Genomic DNA, 17,574 nt, shown 5'->3' on the forward strand with positions numbered 1-17,574 from the left:
GTCAGAGCCTGTTTGAGCGATGGTCCATCGTATTCATCGCGCGAAGCACCCCTTTTCCGGACGACTGAAGCGACAGCGGAAGGAGATCCGGGATCCAGACGTCAGATGTGCCGCGAAGCGGCTCAGTCTGACAGCACTGTCGCTGAGTATGGACGCTTCGCGACTTGTTGTGCTGGATCCCGGATCTCCTTCCACTGCGTTCCAGTCGTCCGGGACAGGGGGGAGCTTGTTCTTTAGATCGAGAGTCAAACAGGCTTTCCGAAATCCAAGATGGGTCAACGGCCCCGTCGATCTCGGGCCTGCCCGAGATCGAGTCGATGCGTCGGCATCCTGGGCCGTTGGTACAATGCCTCGCCCGGGAAGCGCCGGCCGCTCCCGCACCGGTCGCCGAGGTGCGGGATGCATCCGGAAAATAAAAATTGATTGCAATAGCTTATTTTTTACATGGTGCCCGCAGAGGGAATCGAACCCCCACGCCTTGCGGCTGACGATTTTGAGTCGTCCGCGTCTACCAGTTCCGCCATGCGGGCCCGGGGCCTCGTCTGCCGATACGGGGCGGGACTGTCAATCCCGGCGCCGACCGGGAGCGCGAGCTGGGCGCCGAATGGCTGCCGGCCGCCGCCGCCCCCTGGACAGGAGCGGCGCATGGTCCACATTGGCCGGGCGAAGACGAAGGACATCGGCATGAATCCGCTCAAGGCGCTCCACGCGGAACAGGGTCAGGCGGTGTGGCTCGATTTCGTGGCGCGGGGCTTCGTCGCGGAGGGCAAGCTCAAGGCCCTGGTCGAGGATGACGGCCTGCGCGGCGTGACCTCGAACCCGGCGATCTTCGAGAAGGCGATCGGCCATTCCGACGAGTACGACGGCGCCCTGAAGCAGGCGCTGGGGGGCGGCGACCAGCGGGTCATCGACCTCTACGAGGGCCTCGCCATCGCGGACATCCAGGCGGCGGCCGACGTGCTGCGGCCGGTCTACGACGCCTCGAAGGGGAGCGACGGCTTCGTCAGCCTCGAAGTCTCGCCCTACCTCGCCCTCGACACCGCCGAGACCCTGGCCGAGGGGCGCCGGCTGTGGGCCGCGGTGAAGCGCGACAACCTGATGGTGAAGGTGCCGGCGACGCCCGAGGGGCTGTCGGCGATCCGCGACCTCACCGCCGAGGGCGTCAACGTCAACATCACCCTGCTGTTCGCCCAGGACGCCTACGAGGCGGTGGCCAACGCCTACATCGAGGGCCTGGAGCGGTTCGCGGCCTCCGGCGGCGACGTCGGCCGGGTCGCGAGCGTGGCGAGCTTCTTCATCAGCCGCATCGACGCCGCCGTCGACAAGCTCCTCGACCAGAGGATCGCGCAGGGCGGCGACCGCGCCGCCCTGGAGGGGCTGAAGGGCAAGGTCGCGATCGCCAACGCGAAGCTCGCCTATCAGCGCTACAAGCGCCTGTTCGCCGGCCTGCGCTGGGACGCGCTGGCGGCCAAGGGCGCGCAGAAGCAGCGCCTGCTCTGGGCCTCCACCGGCACCAAGAACAAGGCCTATTCCGACGTGCTCTACGTCGAGGAGCTGATCGGGCCCGACACGGTCAACACCATGCCGCCGGCGACGATGGACGCCTTTCGCGATCACGGCACGGTCCGGGCGAGCCTGGAGGAGGATGTCGGCGGGGCCGAGCGGGTGCTCGCCGACCTCGCCCGGGCGGGAATCGACCTCGACACGGTCGCCGAGACCCTGGTGCAGGAGGGCGTGCAGCTCTTCGTCGACGCCGCCGACAAGGTGCTGGGCGCCGTCGCGGGCAAGCGGGACACATTCCTCGGCGACAGGCTCGACCGCCAGACCCTCGCCCTCGGCTCGCTGAGCGAGGCGCACGGCAAGGCCGTCGAGCAGTGGCGCAAGGACGGGCTCGCCCGCCGGCTGTGGCAGCGCGACCCGGCCGTGTGGAGCGACGCCGACGAGGCGAAGTGGCTCGGCTGGCTCACCATCGTGGGCGACGAGGCGGCGAAGGCCGCCGACTACGCCGCCTTCGCCGAGGAGGTGCGGGCGGAAGGATTTACCGACGCCGTGGTGCTCGGCATGGGCGGGTCGAGCCTCGGGCCGGAGGTGCTGGCCGAGACCTTCGGGACCAAGCCCGGCTTCCCGCGCCTGCGCATCCTCGATTCCACCGACCCGGCCGAGGTGCGGGCGGTCGAGGCGGCGGTCGACCTGACGAAGACCCTGTTCATCGTCGCGTCGAAGTCGGGCTCGACCCTCGAACCGAACGTCTTCCGCGACTACTTCCTGGCCCGGGTCCGCGAGATCCTGGGCGACAAGGCCGGGCAGCACTTCGTCGCCGTGACCGATCCCGGCTCGGCGATGGAGACGGCGGCGAAGCAGGACGGCTTCCGGCGCATCTTCCACGGCGTGCCGCAGATCGGCGGCCGCTACTCGGTGCTGTCGGCCTTCGGGCTGGTGCCGGCGGCCGCCATGGGGATCGACGTCGCGGCGTTCCTGGCGCAGGCCCTGCGGATGGTCCAGTCCTGCGGCTCCGACGTGCCGCCGGACCTCAATCCCGGCGTGCAGCTCGGCCTCGCGCTGGGCGTCGCCGCCCGCAACCAGGGCCGCGACAAGGTCACCCTCGTCGCCTCGCCGGGCATCGACACTTTCGGGGCCTGGGCCGAGCAGCTCATCGCCGAATCGACCGGCAAGGAGGGCAAGGGCCTGATCCCGATCGACGGCGAGACCCTCGGCGCGCCGGAGGTCTACGGCAACGACCGGATCTTCGTGCAACTGCGCCTCGACGGCGGCGGCGACCCGGCCCAGGACGCGGCGCTCGACGCCATCGAGAAGGCCGGGCATCCGGTGGTGCGCATCGCCCTCGCCGGCCGCGAGGGGCTGCCGCAGGAATTCTTCCGCTTCGAGATCGCGACCGCGGTGGCGGGGGCGGTGCTCGGCATCAACCCCTTCGACCAGCCCGACGTCGAGGCGAGCAAGATCAAGACCCGCGAACTGACCACCGCCGCCGAGACGAACGGCGCGCTGCCGGCCGAGACGCCGGTGGCGGGGGACGACGGGCTCGCCCTCTTCACCGACCCGCAGAATGCCGACGCCCTGCGCGAGGCCGGCGCCGGCAGCGACCCGGAGAGCTGGATCAAGGCGCAGATCGGCCGGGTCGGCGCCGGCGACTACGTCGCGCTGCTGGCCTACGTCGCGCGCAACCCCGAGCATCTCGCCCCACTCCAGGCGGCACGGCTGCACCTGCGCGACACCAGGCGGGTCGCGACCTGCGTCGAGTTCGGGCCGCGCTTCCTGCACTCGACCGGGCAGGCCTACAAGGGCGGGCCCGACAGCGGCGTCTTCCTGCAGATCACCGCCGACGACGCCGAGGGTCTCGCGATTCCGGGCCGCACGCTCGGCTTCGGCACCGTGATCGCGGCCCAGGCGCGGGGTGATTTCGGCGTGCTGTCGGAGCGCGGGCGCCGGGCGCTGCGGGTCCATATCAAGGGCGACGTCGGACGCGGCCTGGAGCGGCTGCGCAAGGCGCTGGCCTGAGCCAGGATACCGGGAGCCGCCGGCCCGGCCGGGGCTCCCGCGGGAAATCACCAAGAGGGGCGCCAATCGGCGAGACCGGCCCCCGGCCGGCCGTCGCCCTGGGGACGCGGGAGCGGTCGCGATGCAGCTCGGCATGGTCGGTCTGGGACGGATGGGGGGCAACATCGTGCGTCGCCTCCTGCGCAACGGACATACGGCGGTGGTCTACGACGAGAACCCAGCGGCGGTGACGGCCCTCGCCGGCGAGACCGGCGCGGTCGGGGCCGGCAGCCTGGAGGAGTTCGTGCAGCGCCTCGACGCGCCGCGGACCGCCTGGGTGATGGTGCCGGCGGGCGACCCGACCGAGGCGACGGTGATGCGGCTCGCCGAGCTGATGCAGCCCGGCGACACGATCATCGACGGCGGCAACTCGTTCTACAAGGACGACATCCGCCGGGCGCAAGTGCTCGACGCCAAAGGCCTGCACTACGTCGACGTCGGCACCTCCGGCGGCGTCTGGGGGCTCGATCGCGGCTACTGCATGATGATCGGCGGCCACAAGGAGGCGGTCGACCGCCTCGATCCGATCTTCTCGACCCTGGCGCCGGGCCTCGGCGAGGTGCCGCGCACGCAAGGCCGCGGGGACCGCGACGACCGGGCCGAGCGCGGCTACATCCATGCCGGCCCGAGCGGCGCCGGCCACTTCGTCAAGATGATCCACAACGGCATCGAGTACGGCCTGATGCAGGCCTATGCCGAGGGCTTCGACATCCTGCGCCACGCCAACTCGCCGGAGCTGCCGGAGGCGCAGCGCTTCGACCTCGACCTCGCCGACATCGCCGAGGTCTGGCGGCGCGGCAGCGTGGTGTCGTCGTGGCTGCTCGACCTCACCGCGGCGGCGCTCGCCACCGACGAACGCCTCGACGGCTTCTCCGGCCACGTCGCCGATTCCGGCGAGGGCCGCTGGACGCTGAACGCCGCGATCGAGGAGGCGGTGCCGGCCCACGTCCTGTCGGCGGCGCTCTACGCCCGCTTCCGCTCGCGGCAGCAAGCGACCTATGCCGACAAGCTGCTCTCGGCGATGCGCAAGGGCTTCGGCGGCCACCAGGAACCGAAATAGGCTCCGGTCCGCGCTCCCGCCGCCCCTCCCGTCACCGACCCGGATCCGCCGATGCCCTCCCAACCCCCGTCCGAGAGCCCGCCGCCCCCGGACCCCTGCACCCTGGTGATCTTCGGCGCGACCGGGGATCTGACCCACCGGCTGCTGATGCCGGCGCTCTACAACCTCGCGCTCTGGAACCTGCTGCCCGACCCGATCTCGATCATCGCGGTGAGCCGGACAGAGACCTCCTCCGAGGACTACGTCGCCGAGCTGACCCGGACGGTGAAGGGCTACCTGACCCAGAAGGGCGGCGAGGCCGGCGGCGGCACCTTCGACGAGGCGGTGTGGCAGCGCGTCGCCTCGCGGATCACCTACATCGACGGCGACCTCACCGACGGGGCGACCTTCGCCGAGGTCAAGACGCGCCTCGCCCAGGTCTCCGGCGACCCGGAGGGCGGCAGCGTGCTGTTCTACCTCGCCATCGCCGCGAGCCTGTTCGGCCCGACGGTCGAGCAGCTCGGCAAGGCCGGCCTCGTCGGCGAGGCCGAGGGGCGCTGGCGCCGGGTGGTGATCGAGAAGCCGTTCGGCCACGACCTCGCCTCGGCCCAGGCCCTCGACCGCCAGATCCTGACCGTGCTCGACGAGCGTCAGGTCTTCCGCATCGACCACTTCCTCGGCAAGGAGACGGTGCAGAACATCATGACGTTCCGGTTCGGCAACGGCCTGTTCGAGCCGCTGTGGCGCCGGGACCACATCGACCACGTCCAGATCACCGTGTCGGAGACGGTGGGTGTCGAGGGCCGCGGCCAGTTCTATGAGGCGACCGGCGCCCTGCGCGACATGGTGCCCAACCACCTGTTTCAGCTCTTCACCCTGGTGGCGATGGAGCCGCCGATCTCCTTCGACGCCGAGGCGGTGCGCGACCGCAAGCAGGACGTGCTGCTGGCGACCCGCTCGGCCAAGCCCGAGGAGGCGGTGCGCGGCCAATACCGGGCCGGCACGGTGCTGGGCGAGGCGGTGAAGGACTACACGGGCGAGCCCGACGTCGCCGCCGACAGCCGCACCGAGACCTACATCGCCCTGAAACTCAGCATCGACAACTGGCGCTGGGCCGGGGTGCCGTTCTACCTGCGCACCGGCAAGTCGATGACCGGGCGCGACACCGAGATCGCGATCCGGTTCAAGCAGGCGCCGCTGTCGCTGTTCCGCGGCACCGACGTCGAGCAGACCGCGCCGAACTGGCTGGTGCTGCAACTCCAGCCCGACGAGGGCATCTCGCTGCATTTCGGCGTCAAGGTGCCGGGGCCGCAGGTGCGGCTGGGCGCCGCCGACATGAGCTTCCGCTACAAGGACTTCTTCCGAATCGAGCCCAGCACCGGCTACGAGACCCTGATCTACGACGCGATGATCGGCGACCCGACGCTGTTCCAGCGCGCCGACACGATCGAGGAGGGCTGGCGGATCGTCCAGCCGATCCTCGACCACCACGCGAAGACCCACGACGCCCCCCTGCCCTACCGCGCCGGCAGCGCCGGCCCCAAGGAGGCCGACGACCTGCTCGCCCGCGACGGCCACGCCTGGCGGCCCCTGGAGAAGGTCTGACGCGATGGCGGTGCTCCCACCCGGCGCGACGATCCTGCCCGATCCCGACGCCGTCGCCCGGGCGGCGGCCGACCACATCGTCGCCGCCGCCCGGACCTCGGATCGGTTCGCGCTCTGCCTGTCGGGCGGCTCGACGCCCAAGCGCCTCTACGCCCTGCTCGCCGGCGAGTATCGCGACCGGGTGCCGTGGGAGCGGCTGCACCTGTTCTTCGGCGACGAGCGGGTCGGCGACACCCCGGAGGCCGGCAGCAACGCCCGCATGGTCGCCGAGGCGTTTGGGTCGGATTCCCCGATTCCGCCCGGCCACCTGTTCCCGATCCCGATCGACGGCACGCCGGAGGCCTGCGCGGCTGCCTACGAGGCGACCCTGCGCAGCTTCCACGGTTCCGGTACGCTGACGCCCGAGCGCCCGCTGTTCGACCTCGTGCTGCTCGGCCTCGGCGAGGACGGCCACACCGCCTCGCTGTTTCCGGGCAAGCCGGCGGTCGAGGAGGATGCGGCCTGGGTCGTCGGCGTGCCGGAGGCCGGGCTCGCGCCGTTCGTGCCGCGGGTCAGCCTGACCCTGCCGGCCCTGGCCGCGACCCGCCGGATGCTCTTTCTCGTCACCGGCACCGGCAAGGTGGAGCCGCTGGCCCGCCTCGCCGCCGGCGAGAACCTGCCCGCCGGCCGCGCCCGCGCCTGGGGCGAGACGGTGTGGCTGCTGGACGAGGCGGCGGCGGGGTAGGGCGAGGCTCCGGCCGCGATCGACGTCAGATCCGGCGACACGCGACCAGGCCACAGCGACCGCATCGGACCCGCTGGCCAGCGTGAAGGCTTCCAAGGCCGTGTGCATCTTGTGTTACGTACGAGCACACGAGCGGAGGAGCGTCATGCAGGATCGTGATGTCGCCGAATGCTGGGAAGCCAACGCCGATGCCTGGACGCGCCATGTCCGCGCAGGCTTCGACATCTACCGGGACGCGCTTAACACCCCGGCCTTTCTGGCGATGCTACCGAGAGTGTCCGGTCTCTCGGGTCTAGACATCGGCTGTGGCGAGGGCGCCAACACACGGCAGATCGCTCGTCTGGGGGCGATCATGCAGGGGATCGACGTCGCACCGACCTTCGTGCGCCACGCGCGGACAGCCGAAGCGGCCGAGCCACTCGGCATCGTCTACCAGACGGCAGATGGAACGAATCTCCCGTTCGAGGAAAACGGCTTCGACTTCGCGACCGCGTTCATGTCCCTGATGGACATCCCCGATCAGGCAAAGGTGCTGCGCGAGGCGCACCGTGTGGTCCGGCGCGGTGGGTTCCTCCAGTTCTCGATCCTTCACCCCTGCTTCGTCCCGGCATACCGGAAAGTGTTGCGAGACGGGGACGGGAAGACCAGGGCGGTGGAAGTGGGTGGCTATTTCGATCGCATCGACGGTCGGGTGGATACTTGGTGGTTCTCAACCCTGTCAGCCGACGCGCGGGAGAAGGATGCACCGTTTCGCATCCCGCGATTCCACCGGACGCTGAGCGAGTGGGTCAAGATGATCTGCGAGGCGGGATGGGTCATCGAGCAGTTTGCGGAACCCTGTGCAGATGCGGAGCTTGCGGAGCGCGAACCCGTGGTGGCTGATACCCGTGTCGTTCCGATCTCCTTGATAATTCGCGCGCGCAAGCCGACGTGAAGGTCGGCGCTCAGCATATGGCATCACGGGAACTGACTTGGCTCGACGACCGGCCGCTCGCCGTGAAGATCCTTTACTTCGCGCCGGCCCCATGGACGGGGATGTCGACAACATCGTCAGGCTCATCCTCGATGGCATGCTGGGAGCGGTTTATCGGAGCGACCGCGTTATCGAACGCGTCATCGTGCAGAAGATCGAGCCGGGAACCGTCGTCCAGTTCGCGTCGATGACCGAGACGCTGGAAGAGGCGCTCGGGGCCGAACCGCCGGTCGTCTATATCAGGGTCGACGACGATCTGAGTTGGAGGACAGCGGCATGACGTATCGGCCTTCCGATTCGGACGAACTCGCCGCCCGGATCGACGATCTGATGGGACGGTTGCGGCGCGATGTCGGAAAGCGGGGTTGGACGTTCCACGTCCAGCCCTCCTCGGAGGTCATCCCTGAGTTCCTCAAGGGCTACCAGCCGGACGCGCTGGGCATCGGCCCGGATGGCGGGATCGTCATCAAGATCAGGGTACGCGGGAGGGAGACGCAGGCAGAGAGCCTTGCCGATCTGGCGAAGCTGGTCGAATCCCAGAACGGTTGGGAGTTGCGGGTCTTCTACGTGTCGCCGCCCGCCGAGGTGGCGCCGGGCTTGCCGGCACCGACGTCGGGCGAACTCGCATCCGGCCTCGCGGAGGCTCGGGTGCTGCTGGATGGCGTCCACGAACGGGCGGCGCTGGTGATGGCATGGTCGCTTCTGGAAGCGATGGCTCGGCTCGTCTCCCCCACGGAGGAGAAGGCCAGGGCGCGGCCCCTGTCGCCGGTTCAGGCGGTCCAGACGCTGGCGGAGATGGGTTACCTGGAAGAGGCCGATGCCCGCCGGCTGCGAGATCTGACGAGGCTGAGGAACGCCGTCGTTCACGGCGGTCTCGGGACGATCGTGCCGGCCCACGATGTCGCCCGCCTCATTCATGATCTGGAAGGAATCACGCACAGCCTCGACGAGGCGGCGTGACGGGGGAGCGCAGGTTCCGAAGCCGGCGGCGCCGCCGCCGAGCGGATTCGGCAAGAGGGTGACCGGGGTCGCCGACATCGCCCCGCCCCCTCCCCATTCCGCCCGCGGGATGCGAGAAGCCGGCATGCCTCCGTTCGATCCGCGCCTCGCCCACACCTACCCTGCCGTGATCGGCTGCGACGAGGTCGGCCGCGGCGCCCTGTGCGGGCCGGTGATCGTGGCGGCCGTCTACTTCGATCCGCGGCGGATCCCGGCCGACCTGCTCGGCGCCCTCGACGACAGCAAGCGCCTCGACGCCGCCACCCGGGAGCGGCTGGCCCCGGCCATCGCCGCCGCCGGCGCGGTCGCCTATGCGGGCGGATCGCGCGAGCTGATCGACCGCATCAACGTGCGCGCCGCCACCCTCGACGCGATGCGCCGGGCGGTGGCCAGGGTGGCCGCGGCCGGCATCGCCGCGACCGTGATGGTCGACGGCCGCGACGTGCCGCCGGGCCTCACCCTGCCGGCCGAGGCACGGGTCGGCGGCGACCGGCTGGTGCCGCAGATCGCGGCGGCCTCGATCGTCGCCAAGGTGATGCGCGACCGGCTGATGCGGGCGCTCGCCCGGCGCCATCCCGCCTATGCCTGGGAGCGCAACGTCGGCTACGGCACCGCGGCCCATCGGGCGGCGATGCTGAGCGCCGGGATCAGTCGCCATCATCGGACGAGCTTCCGCTCCGGCGCGGTTTCGCTTCGGGGCGGAGCCAAGCCCGTGCCATAAGGCCGACCACGCCGGCCGCGAGACCGGCGCCGCAGAGGGAGGATGCCCCATGACCGACCGGATTCCGCCGGGACCCGTCGCCCGATGATCGCAGCGACGCGCGCCGCGGGCGAGGGGCCGTTTCCCCCCTCGCACCTCGCCCAGCCCGGCCCGGCCCGGCCGGAGCGCCATCTCGCCGCCGCCGGCCGGCCGCTCCACGCCCGGTTCGGCCTGGAGCCCGGCCGGACGCTCCTCGACGCGGTGACCGGGCCGCTCGCCGCACAGGGCATGCGCGGCGGCGTCGTGCATCTGCACGGCGGCAGCTTCGATCCGTTCGCCTACGTGATGCCGGCCCTGTCCTCCGACGGGGTCCACGCCGCGTGGTACAGCGAGACCTACCGGCCGGCCGGCGAGACCCGGCTGGAGGCCGCCACCGCGACCTTCGGCGAGCGCGACGGCGCGCCGTTCCTGCACGTCCACGGCGTGTGGGTCGAGCCGGACGGGCGCCGGCGCGGCGGCCATCTGCTGCCGGCCGAGGTCGTGGTGCGGGCGCCCTGCGAGGCCGAGGCTTGGGGCACGGCCGAGGCGGCGTGGCGGGTCGAGCCGGACGCGGAGACCAATTTCCCGCTGTTCACGCCGGCTTCCCTCGGCGGCGACGGCGGCTCGGTGCTGCTGAAGGTGCAGCCGAACGAGGAACTGTTCGCGGCGGTCGAGGCGGCCTGCGCCGGGCGCAGCATCCGGGTGGCGCGGCTGCGCGGCCTCGGCAGCCTCGTGCGCCCGGTCTTCGCCGACGGCCGCATGGTGCCGACCGAGGCGAGCGAGCTGTTCATCCGCGACGGATCGGTCGGTCCCGGCGAGGACGGCCGCCCGCGCGCCGCCATCGACATCGCGGTGGTGGACGTGGACGGTGCGATCCACGAGGGGCCGCTCCAGCGCGGCAGCAACGCGGTGTGCATCACCTGCGAGTTGCATCTGGAGGTGGTGGAGTAGCGCGGCGCTCGACCCTCCCCCCACAAGGGGCAGTCAATTGCGCCGGCTCACGACCGGCGGTGAGCCGGCTATCAGGCCGTCTCGGCCGCCGCCGGCGGCTCGCGTTCGGTGGTGCGGAAGCCTTCGAGCTCGCCGAGATACGAGCGGGCCCACCAGTCGACGTCCTCCCGCGCCATGCGGTCGAACATCGGGCGCCACCGCTCCAGCCGCTCGGCCTTCGGCATGTAGAGCGCGGCGCGGATCGCCTCGGCGACCTCGAACCGGTCGTAGGGGTTGACGAGCAGCGCCTCGGGAAGCTGGCGGGCCGCGCCGGCGAACTTCGACAGCACCAGCACGCCCGGATCGTCGTCGGCCTGAGCGGCGACGTATTCCTTGGCGACGAGGTTCATGCCGTCGCGCATCGGCGTCACCAGCCCGACCCGGGCGGCGCGGTACAGGCCGGCGAGCACCGCGCGCGGATACGCCTTGGTGACGTACTGGATCGGCGTCCAGGACGGCTCGCCCAGCGAGCCGTTGATGTTGCCCAGCACCTCGTTCACGTCGCGGGAGAGCTGCTCGTATTCCGGCACCTCGGTGCGGGACTTCGGGGCGATCTGCAGGAAGACGACGTTGCCGCGCTGGTCGGGGTTCGAGGCGAAGAACCGCTCGACCGATTCCATCCGCTCGGGAACGCCCTTCGAGTAGTCGAGCCGGTCGACGCCGATCAGCAGCTTGCGGGTGCGCAGGCCCGCCATCGTGTCGCGCACGGTGCGGTTCATGCCGGCGCGCTCGGCCGCCTGCCGGAAGCCCTCGACGTCGATGCCGATCGGGAACGAGCGGATCCGGGTGCGGCGCCCGTCCACCATCAGCGAGCCGCCGCCGAGGGGAATCGCCCGCAGCTCGTCCATGAGGTTGCGGGTCAGGTTGTGGACGTCGCCGTCGGTCTGGAGGCCGATCAGGTCGTAGTCCGAGACCGCCCGCAGCAGCTCGTTCGAGGCCGGCAGGGTGTTGAACACCTCGCCCGAGGGCCAGGGGATGTGGTGGAAATAGCCGATCGGGTTGGCGACCCCGAGCCCGCGCAGCTCCGAGGCGAGCGGGATCAGGTGGTAATCGTGGACCCAGATCAGGTCGCCGGGCTCGACCAGCTTGGCGAGCGCCTGGGCGAAGATGCGGTTGACGCGCTGGTAGCCGGCAAAGTCGGCCCGCGAGAACGCCGCGAGGCCGAGGCGGTAATGCATGATCGGCCACAGCGCCCGGTTGGCGAAGCCGCTGTAATACTCGCGGTGGTCCTGGGGCGAGAGGTCCATCACCGCGTACTGCACCCGGCCGCGGTCGGCGATGGTCGGGGTGTCCGACGGCGTGTCGGTGATCTTGCCGCTCCAGCCGAACCACAGCCCCTTGTAGGCGGTGAAGGCTTCCTTGAGCGCGACCGCGAGGCCGCCGGCCGCGACCGCCTTGGAGCCCGCCTCCGGGACGGCGACGCGGTTCGACACGATGATGAGGCGTGACACGGCGGATATGGACTCCGGCTTGCGGGAAGGGCCCGTGCGCCGCGCTTCTCTTCCCGTCGGATCGGCAACGCGCGGGAAGCAAGCGCGATCCGTCGCCGCGGGTCAACCCTTGCCGAAAACACTTCGTTCACGCTGTCCCGGCCGGCCGTGGACCGCGCTCCACAGGAAACCGCCGTGCCGGCGGGCGCGAGGCGGCCGGAACCGTAGGCGTCACACCCGGTTTCTCGGAAAGGATGGCGACCGGTGCCCGAGGCCGCGCGGCCGGCGACGGAAGCGAGACCCCGAGCGAGGAGTGGCAGCGATGACGGCGGGTTTGGACAACGACTATCAGCGTGCGCAGGGCGCCGGCCAACCGTCGCAGGGAGCGACCTCCCACGGCGATCAGCCGGCGGACTGGAACGCCCTGCGCCAGGACGTGCGCCAGCTCGGCGACGTCGCGATCGAGCGCAGCTACAGCCTCGTCGAGGCGGCGCGCGAGCAGGTCGGCGGCTACGTCGACCGGCGCAAGAGCGACGCCGCCCAGTCGGTCTCCGACATGGCCGCGGCCCTGCGCGAGTCGGGCAAGGGCCTCGACCAGCAGCCCAACGTCCGCGCCTTCTTCGACAGCGCCGCCGACGGGCTGGAGCAGCTCTCCGGCTCGATCCGCGAGCGCAGCTTCGAGGACTTCTACAGCGACATCGAGGCGGTGGCCCGCCGCCGCCCGGCCGCGGTCGCGGTCGCGACCTTCCTCACCGGCTTCCTCGCCGCCCGGTTCATCAAGGCCTCGGCCCATCCGGCTCACGTCGCCGGCACGGGGGCCGACTACGGCAGCGCCCGCCGGTCGGAGACCTCGCCCTACCAGCCGGGCGACCGCCACCCCGGCGCCCGCTATCCCGTCTGAGGAGGCCCCGATGGCTGAGCATCAGAACGGCGGGGCCGGCAGTATCCAGGGGCTGCTCGCCGAGGCCCTGCGCGAGACCACCGACCTCGCCCGCAAGGAGATCGCGCTGTTCCGCACCGAGATGTCGAACAACCTGAGGACGCTGTTCCTCGGGCTCGGCATGATGGTCGGGGCGGCGGTGTTCGCGGTGGTGGCGCTCCTCGTCCTCACCGACGCCCTGGTGAAGTGGCTGGCGACGGTGGTCCATTCCGAGGCGCTGGCGGCCCTCATCGTCGGTGTGGCGTTCCTCGTCGTCGGCATCGGCCTCGCCCTGTGGGGCCGCAGCGCGATGTCGGCCTCGACGCTGGCGCCGACCCGCACCACCCGCCAGTTCCGCCAGGACGCCCGCGTGCTCTCGGAGAGGGTGTCGGGATGAGTCAGTCGATCTCGGATCTCGAGCAGGACATTGAGCAGACCCGGGCCCGGCTGGACCGGACCATCGACCGCATCCAGGACCGTCTGTCGCCGGCGAGCATCGTCGACGAGATGCTCGGCACCGTGCGCCAGTCGCCGGCGAGCGGCGTCTACGACGGCGCGCTCGCCGCCGTGCGCCGCAACCCGGTGCCGGTCATGCTGATCGTCGCCGGCGTCGGCTGGCTCCTGCACCGGGTCTCGGAGGACGCGCGCCGCCGCCGCCACCTCCAGGCCACGGTCGAGGGCGCCGAGGCGGTGCCGGTGATGAGCACCCCGGCCGCCCGGGTCTACGACCCCGACCGCCCGACCGGGCATCCGGCGGCCGACGCCGTCGCCGGGGGCCGCGAGGCCGGCGCCCGGATCTGAATCCTCGCGGCGGAGCCGCCCGGCGCGGCTCCGCCTCCCCTCGTGATCGCTTCACGTCCGCCGCGGCGGGATTTCCCCTGCGCGGACGATGTTCAGGAGCCGCCTTCCATGGCCGACCACACCATCAAGCCCGTCACCCCCGACGCCCCGTCCGCCCACACCCCCGCGACCGGACCGGAGAAGACCCTGCACCAGGATCACGATACCGTCCGGGCGACGGTCGACGCGGCCCAGGACCGGGCCGCCGGCGCGGCCAACGACGCCAAGGCCACCGCCGCCGGCCTCGCCGACCGGGCGAGCGAGACCGCCCAGGACCTGAGCGAGCAGGCCAAGCAGACCGCGTCGCGACTCGGCGAGACCGTGCGCCAGACCGCCGACCAGCTCCGCGACCGCGCCGACGCCACCGTCGACCGCCTGCGCCAGGGCGCCAGCGACGCCGTCTCGCAGGCCCACGAGCGCGCGAACCAGGGCTACGGCGCCGTGCGCGGCCGCGGCAGCGAGACCATCGACCGGGCCCGCGACTGGGCCGACGAGCGGATCGAATCCGGTGCCCGCCGCTACGCCGACCTGCGCGACCGCGGCGCCGAGCGCTTCTCGCAGGGGTCGAGCGCGGTCGAGCGCTTCGTGTCGGAGAACCCGGTCCTCGTCGGCGTCGTCGGGGTCGCGGCCGGCCTGCTGCTGGGCGCCCTGCTGCCGCGCACCCGCCAGGAGGACCGCACGGTCGGCGCCTGGGCCGACGAGGTCCGCGACCAGGGCCTGCGCTATGCCCGCGACGCCACCGAGCGCGGTCGCCAGTTCGTCGAGACCGCCCTCGACCAGGCCCAGGACGCCGCCTCGGCCGCGGTCCACGCGGCCTCCGACGAGCTGAAGCAGCGCGCGCCGCAGGGTGCCGGCAGCGAGCCGGAGGCGGCGCGGCCGACGAGCACGATCCGCACGCACTGACCTTCCCGTTCTCCGCCATCGTCCCGAGCGGCCGCACCCCGGTGCGGCCGTTTCGCTGTGGAGGGCGACGGACCCGGCGGCCCGGTGGCGGCGTTGTCGCTGCATGACCGACGACACGCCCCGCCTCGGCTTCTGCTGCAAGTTCATCCCGGACGCGCCGCCCGGCGGCTACGCCACCCAGAAGGCGGCCAAGGACGCCGCGCTGGTGATGAACGCCACCTCCGTCACCATCGCGCATCTGCGCCGCCTGTCGCCGAACGCGGCGCGGGAGAAGCTGGTCGCGGTGGTCACCCACAACCTCGGCGCCCTGCGGCGGCAGGTCGAGTGGGTCGCCGGCCGCCCGCCCCTGGAGCGGCTGCTGCGCCTCGTCAGCGGCGTCCTGCCCGGCTACACCCATCCCGAGGTGCGCCCGCTCTACGCCGAGCCGGACCTGCGGGCGGCGATCGAGGCCGGGCTCGCCGGCATCGGCGAGGCGGCGCGGGCCGGCGACGTACGGCTCAGCATGCATCCCGGCCCGTTCTGCATCCTGGCGAGCCGCAACCCGGCCGCCCTGGAGAACGGCATCGCCGAACTCGACTACCACGCCGAGGTGATGGCGATGATGGGCTACGGCACCGGCTGGCACCCGCACGGCGCCCACGTCAACATCCATGTCGGCGCCCGCGACCCCGGCATCCCGGCCTTCCGCGAGACCCTCCCGCGCGTGTCGCGGACGGCGCGCGACCTCGTCACGGTCGAGAACGACGAGACGTCGTTCGGCCTCGACGACGTGCTGCGACTCGGGGACCTCGTGCCCGTGGTGCTCGACCTGCACCACCACTGGATCCACAGCCGCGGCGAGTACATCGAGCCCGACGATCCCCGCATCGCCCGGGTACGCGAGTCCTGGCGCGGGGTGCGCCCGGTGAGCCACATCAGCGTCTCGCGAGAAGAATTCCTGCCCGGCCACGATCCCGAGCGGGCGCCGGACTTCGCCGCCCTGACCATGGCCGGCCTCAACGGCCGCGACCTCGCCGGCCATTCCGACATGATGTGGAACCGGGCGGTCAACGCCCTGGTGGCCCGCCACCTCGCCTGGAGCGACTTCGAGATCGAGGCCAAGCTGAAGAACCTCGCCTCGGTCGGCATCGCGCAGGACGTCGCGCCGGCCCTCGGGCTAGCGGCTCTCGCGGCGGCGGCGGAATAGACGGCCCGCGCCGCGCGCGTTACCTGTCGGCCGATGCGAACCGCCGATTGCGACATCCTTCTCGTCCCGGGCTACAGCGGCTCGGGACCCGACCACTGGCAGAGCCGGTGGGAGGGCCGCCTCTCCACCGCCCGCCGCGTCGTGCAGGAGGACTGGGACCACCCCGAGCCGGCCGCGTGGCGCGACGCCGTCGTGGCGGCGGTCGCGGCGGCATCGCGGCCAGTGGTCCTCGTCGCCCACAGCCTCGGGGTGATCGCGGTGGCGCAGGCCGCCCCGCTGCTGGCGCCGGGCGCAGTGCGCGGCGCCTTCCTGGTCGCCCTGCCGGACGTCGAGCGGGCCGACACCCCGGACATCCTGCGCGGCTTCGCGCCGATCCCCCAAGCCCCCCTCCCCTTCCCGGCCGTGCTGGTGGCGAGCCGCACCGACCCCTACACCGCCTACGACCGCGCCGGGGATTTCGCCGCCGCCTGGGGCGCCGACCTCGTCGATGCCGGCGAATCCGGCCACCTCAATGGCGAGAGCGGCCACGGCCCGTGGCCCGAGGGGCTGATGCGCTTCGCCGGCTTCCTCAAGACCCTCTGACGCCCGGGACCCGGCCTTGCCCTTCCTCGACCTCGCCGAGACCGCGACCGCGGCCAATTTCTCCGAAGCCGCCTATCTGGCGGCTAATCCCGACGTGCAGGAGGGCGTGCGCTCGGGCCGGCTGGCCAGCGGGCGGGCGCATTTCGACCGCCTCGGCCTCCGTCAGGGCCGGCGCCAGCGCCGGCTGCCGGCGGGGTTCGAGGCCATGATGGCGCAGAAGCTGGAGCGGCTGGCGCCCCACCTGCGCGAGGACCTCCCGCACCGGCGCCTCGGGGCGAAATATGACTATCTCAGCGACGAGCTGCGGGCGCTCGCCACCGCCGACCCGACCGCCAACGTGTCGCAGAACGCCTACGACCCCCATGTCGAGGAGCTGATCGCCGCCCACCCGGACGGGCTGATCCTCGATTGCGGCGCCGGGCAGCGCGACCGCTACTATTCCAATGTCGTCAACCTCGAGATCGTCGATTACGACACCACCGACGTGCTCGGCATCGGCGAGGTGCTGCCGTTCCGCGACGCCAGCTTCGACGGCGTGATCTCGGTGGCGGTGCTGGAGCACGTCCGCGACCCGTTCGCCTGCGCCCGCGAGATCGCCCGGGTGCTCAAGCCCGGCGGCCGGCTGCTCTGCGCGGTGCCGTTCCTCCAGCCGATGCACGGCTACCCGCACCACTACTTCAACATGACCGTCGAGGGCCTGCGCGCCCTGTTCGAGGATCATCTCACGGTCGACCAGCAATACGTGCCGACCTCGCTGCTGCCGATCTGGAGCCTGACCTGGATCGTGCAGAGCTGGGCCGCGGGCCTGCCGAAGGAGGCCCGCAAGCGCTTCCTGTCGCGCCGCCTGTCCGACTTCACCGCCGACCCCCTGACCCTGCTCGACGAGAGCTTCGTCAAGGACCTGCCGGCGGAGAAGAATTTCGAGTTGGCGAGCGGCACCTACCTGTTCGCGCACAAGCCCTGAGCTCGACTTTGGCCATTCAGGCAGCGGTGCAGAGGGCGTAGGCCCAGGGTGGCGGCAGAGTGAAGCGAGGTTTCGTTCTGTGTCGCTTGCGCCGGAACGTCGCCAAAGCCTGCTCCCTCCAGAGAG

The 17,574-nt window shown here is 71.6% G+C and carries 17 protein-coding genes and 1 tRNA gene; 16 read left to right on the forward strand and 2 right to left on the reverse strand.

Features of this window, described 5'->3' with window-relative positions:
* Positions 1–445 precede the first annotated feature (445 nt).
* Positions 446–530, reverse strand: a tRNA-Leu gene (locus EOE48_RS22070).
* 154 nt (positions 531–684) lie between these two features.
* On the opposite strand from EOE48_RS22070, the gene EOE48_RS22075 reads away from it, so the two are divergent.
* The 9 genes from EOE48_RS22075 to EOE48_RS22115 all read left to right on the forward strand — a co-directional run bounded on the left by EOE48_RS22075 (position 685) and on the right by EOE48_RS22115 (position 10,585).
* Complete coding sequence (locus EOE48_RS22075) at positions 685–3,516, forward strand: bifunctional transaldolase/phosoglucose isomerase (RefSeq protein ID WP_127733062.1); 2,832 nt, start codon at positions 685–687, stop codon at positions 3,514–3,516.
* A gap of 121 nt (positions 3,517–3,637) precedes the next feature.
* Positions 3,638–4,615 carry a phosphogluconate dehydrogenase (NAD(+)-dependent, decarboxylating) gene (gene gnd / locus EOE48_RS22080; RefSeq protein ID WP_127733046.1) on the forward strand — a complete coding sequence of 326 codons (978 nt, stop codon included), beginning with the start codon at positions 3,638–3,640 and terminating at the stop codon, positions 4,613–4,615.
* A 51-nt stretch (positions 4,616–4,666) separates the two neighbouring features.
* Positions 4,667–6,199 (forward strand): glucose-6-phosphate dehydrogenase, encoded by a 1,533-nt coding sequence (zwf, locus tag EOE48_RS22085; RefSeq protein ID WP_127733047.1) that lies wholly within the window; start codon positions 4,667–4,669, stop codon positions 6,197–6,199.
* Positions 6,200–6,203: 4 nt separating this feature from the next.
* Complete coding sequence (gene pgl / locus EOE48_RS22090) at positions 6,204–6,923, forward strand: 6-phosphogluconolactonase (RefSeq protein ID WP_127733048.1); 720 nt, start codon at positions 6,204–6,206, stop codon at positions 6,921–6,923.
* 145 nt (positions 6,924–7,068) lie between these two features.
* Entirely contained in the window at positions 7,069–7,857 is a 789-nt protein-coding gene (locus EOE48_RS22095) for a class I SAM-dependent methyltransferase (RefSeq protein ID WP_127733049.1), read from the forward strand.
* A 91-nt stretch (positions 7,858–7,948) separates the two neighbouring features.
* Positions 7,949–8,176, forward strand: a complete 228-nt coding sequence (locus EOE48_RS22100; protein ID WP_127733050.1) for a RusA family crossover junction endodeoxyribonuclease — start codon at positions 7,949–7,951, stop codon at positions 8,174–8,176.
* Positions 8,173–8,856, forward strand: coding sequence for a hypothetical protein (locus EOE48_RS22105; RefSeq protein ID WP_127733051.1), 684 nt, complete (start codon positions 8,173–8,175; stop codon positions 8,854–8,856). The genes EOE48_RS22100 and EOE48_RS22105 overlap by 4 nt, the downstream gene beginning before the upstream one ends.
* 124 nt (positions 8,857–8,980) lie before the next feature.
* Positions 8,981–9,616 carry a ribonuclease HII gene (locus EOE48_RS22110; protein WP_127733052.1) on the forward strand — a complete coding sequence of 212 codons (636 nt, stop codon included), beginning with the start codon at positions 8,981–8,983 and terminating at the stop codon, positions 9,614–9,616.
* 84 nt (positions 9,617–9,700) lie between these two features.
* Positions 9,701–10,585 carry a PPC domain-containing DNA-binding protein gene (locus EOE48_RS22115; RefSeq protein ID WP_127733053.1) on the forward strand — a complete coding sequence of 295 codons (885 nt, stop codon included), beginning with the start codon at positions 9,701–9,703 and terminating at the stop codon, positions 10,583–10,585.
* A gap of 71 nt (positions 10,586–10,656) precedes the next feature.
* Here EOE48_RS22115 and EOE48_RS22120 read toward each other — a convergent pair whose 3' ends face one another.
* Positions 10,657–12,075 (reverse strand): alpha,alpha-trehalose-phosphate synthase (UDP-forming), encoded by a 1,419-nt coding sequence (locus EOE48_RS22120; RefSeq protein ID WP_127733054.1) that lies wholly within the window; start codon positions 12,073–12,075, stop codon positions 10,657–10,659.
* 301 nt (positions 12,076–12,376) lie between these two features.
* Between EOE48_RS22120 and EOE48_RS22125 the strand changes: the two genes are divergently transcribed.
* The 7 genes from EOE48_RS22125 (at position 12,377) to EOE48_RS22155 (ending at position 17,448) form a co-directional block, all read left to right on the forward strand.
* The gene (locus EOE48_RS22125; protein WP_246154702.1) at positions 12,377–12,955 is read left to right on the forward strand and encodes a hypothetical protein; all 579 of its coding nucleotides are present in this window, start codon (positions 12,377–12,379) and stop codon (positions 12,953–12,955) included.
* A 10-nt stretch (positions 12,956–12,965) separates the two neighbouring features.
* Positions 12,966–13,370, forward strand: coding sequence for a phage holin family protein (locus EOE48_RS22130; RefSeq protein ID WP_127733055.1), 405 nt, complete (start codon positions 12,966–12,968; stop codon positions 13,368–13,370).
* On the forward strand, positions 13,367–13,774 hold the full coding sequence (locus tag EOE48_RS22135; protein WP_127733056.1) for a DUF3618 domain-containing protein: 408 nt from the start codon (positions 13,367–13,369) through the stop codon (positions 13,772–13,774). Before EOE48_RS22130 ends, EOE48_RS22135 begins: the two co-directional genes overlap by 4 nt.
* 108 nt (positions 13,775–13,882) lie before the next feature.
* Positions 13,883–14,716: a hypothetical protein gene (locus tag EOE48_RS22140; protein WP_127733057.1), complete on the forward strand. Its 834-nt coding sequence runs from the start codon at positions 13,883–13,885 to the stop codon at positions 14,714–14,716.
* A 103-nt stretch (positions 14,717–14,819) separates the two neighbouring features.
* Entirely contained in the window at positions 14,820–15,902 is a 1,083-nt protein-coding gene (locus EOE48_RS22145) for an apurinic/apyrimidinic endonuclease family protein (RefSeq protein ID WP_127733058.1), read from the forward strand.
* A gap of 33 nt (positions 15,903–15,935) precedes the next feature.
* Positions 15,936–16,484 carry an RBBP9/YdeN family alpha/beta hydrolase gene (locus EOE48_RS22150; protein WP_127733059.1) on the forward strand — a complete coding sequence of 183 codons (549 nt, stop codon included), beginning with the start codon at positions 15,936–15,938 and terminating at the stop codon, positions 16,482–16,484.
* 16 nt (positions 16,485–16,500) lie between these two features.
* Positions 16,501–17,448: a methyltransferase domain-containing protein gene (locus EOE48_RS22155; protein ID WP_127733060.1), complete on the forward strand. Its 948-nt coding sequence runs from the start codon at positions 16,501–16,503 to the stop codon at positions 17,446–17,448.
* Positions 17,449–17,574: the final 126 nt, after the last annotated feature.

The sequence above is a fragment of the Methylobacterium oryzihabitans genome (genome assembly GCF_004004555.2).
In the GTDB taxonomy this organism is placed as follows: domain Bacteria; phylum Pseudomonadota; class Alphaproteobacteria; order Rhizobiales; family Beijerinckiaceae; genus Methylobacterium; species Methylobacterium oryzihabitans.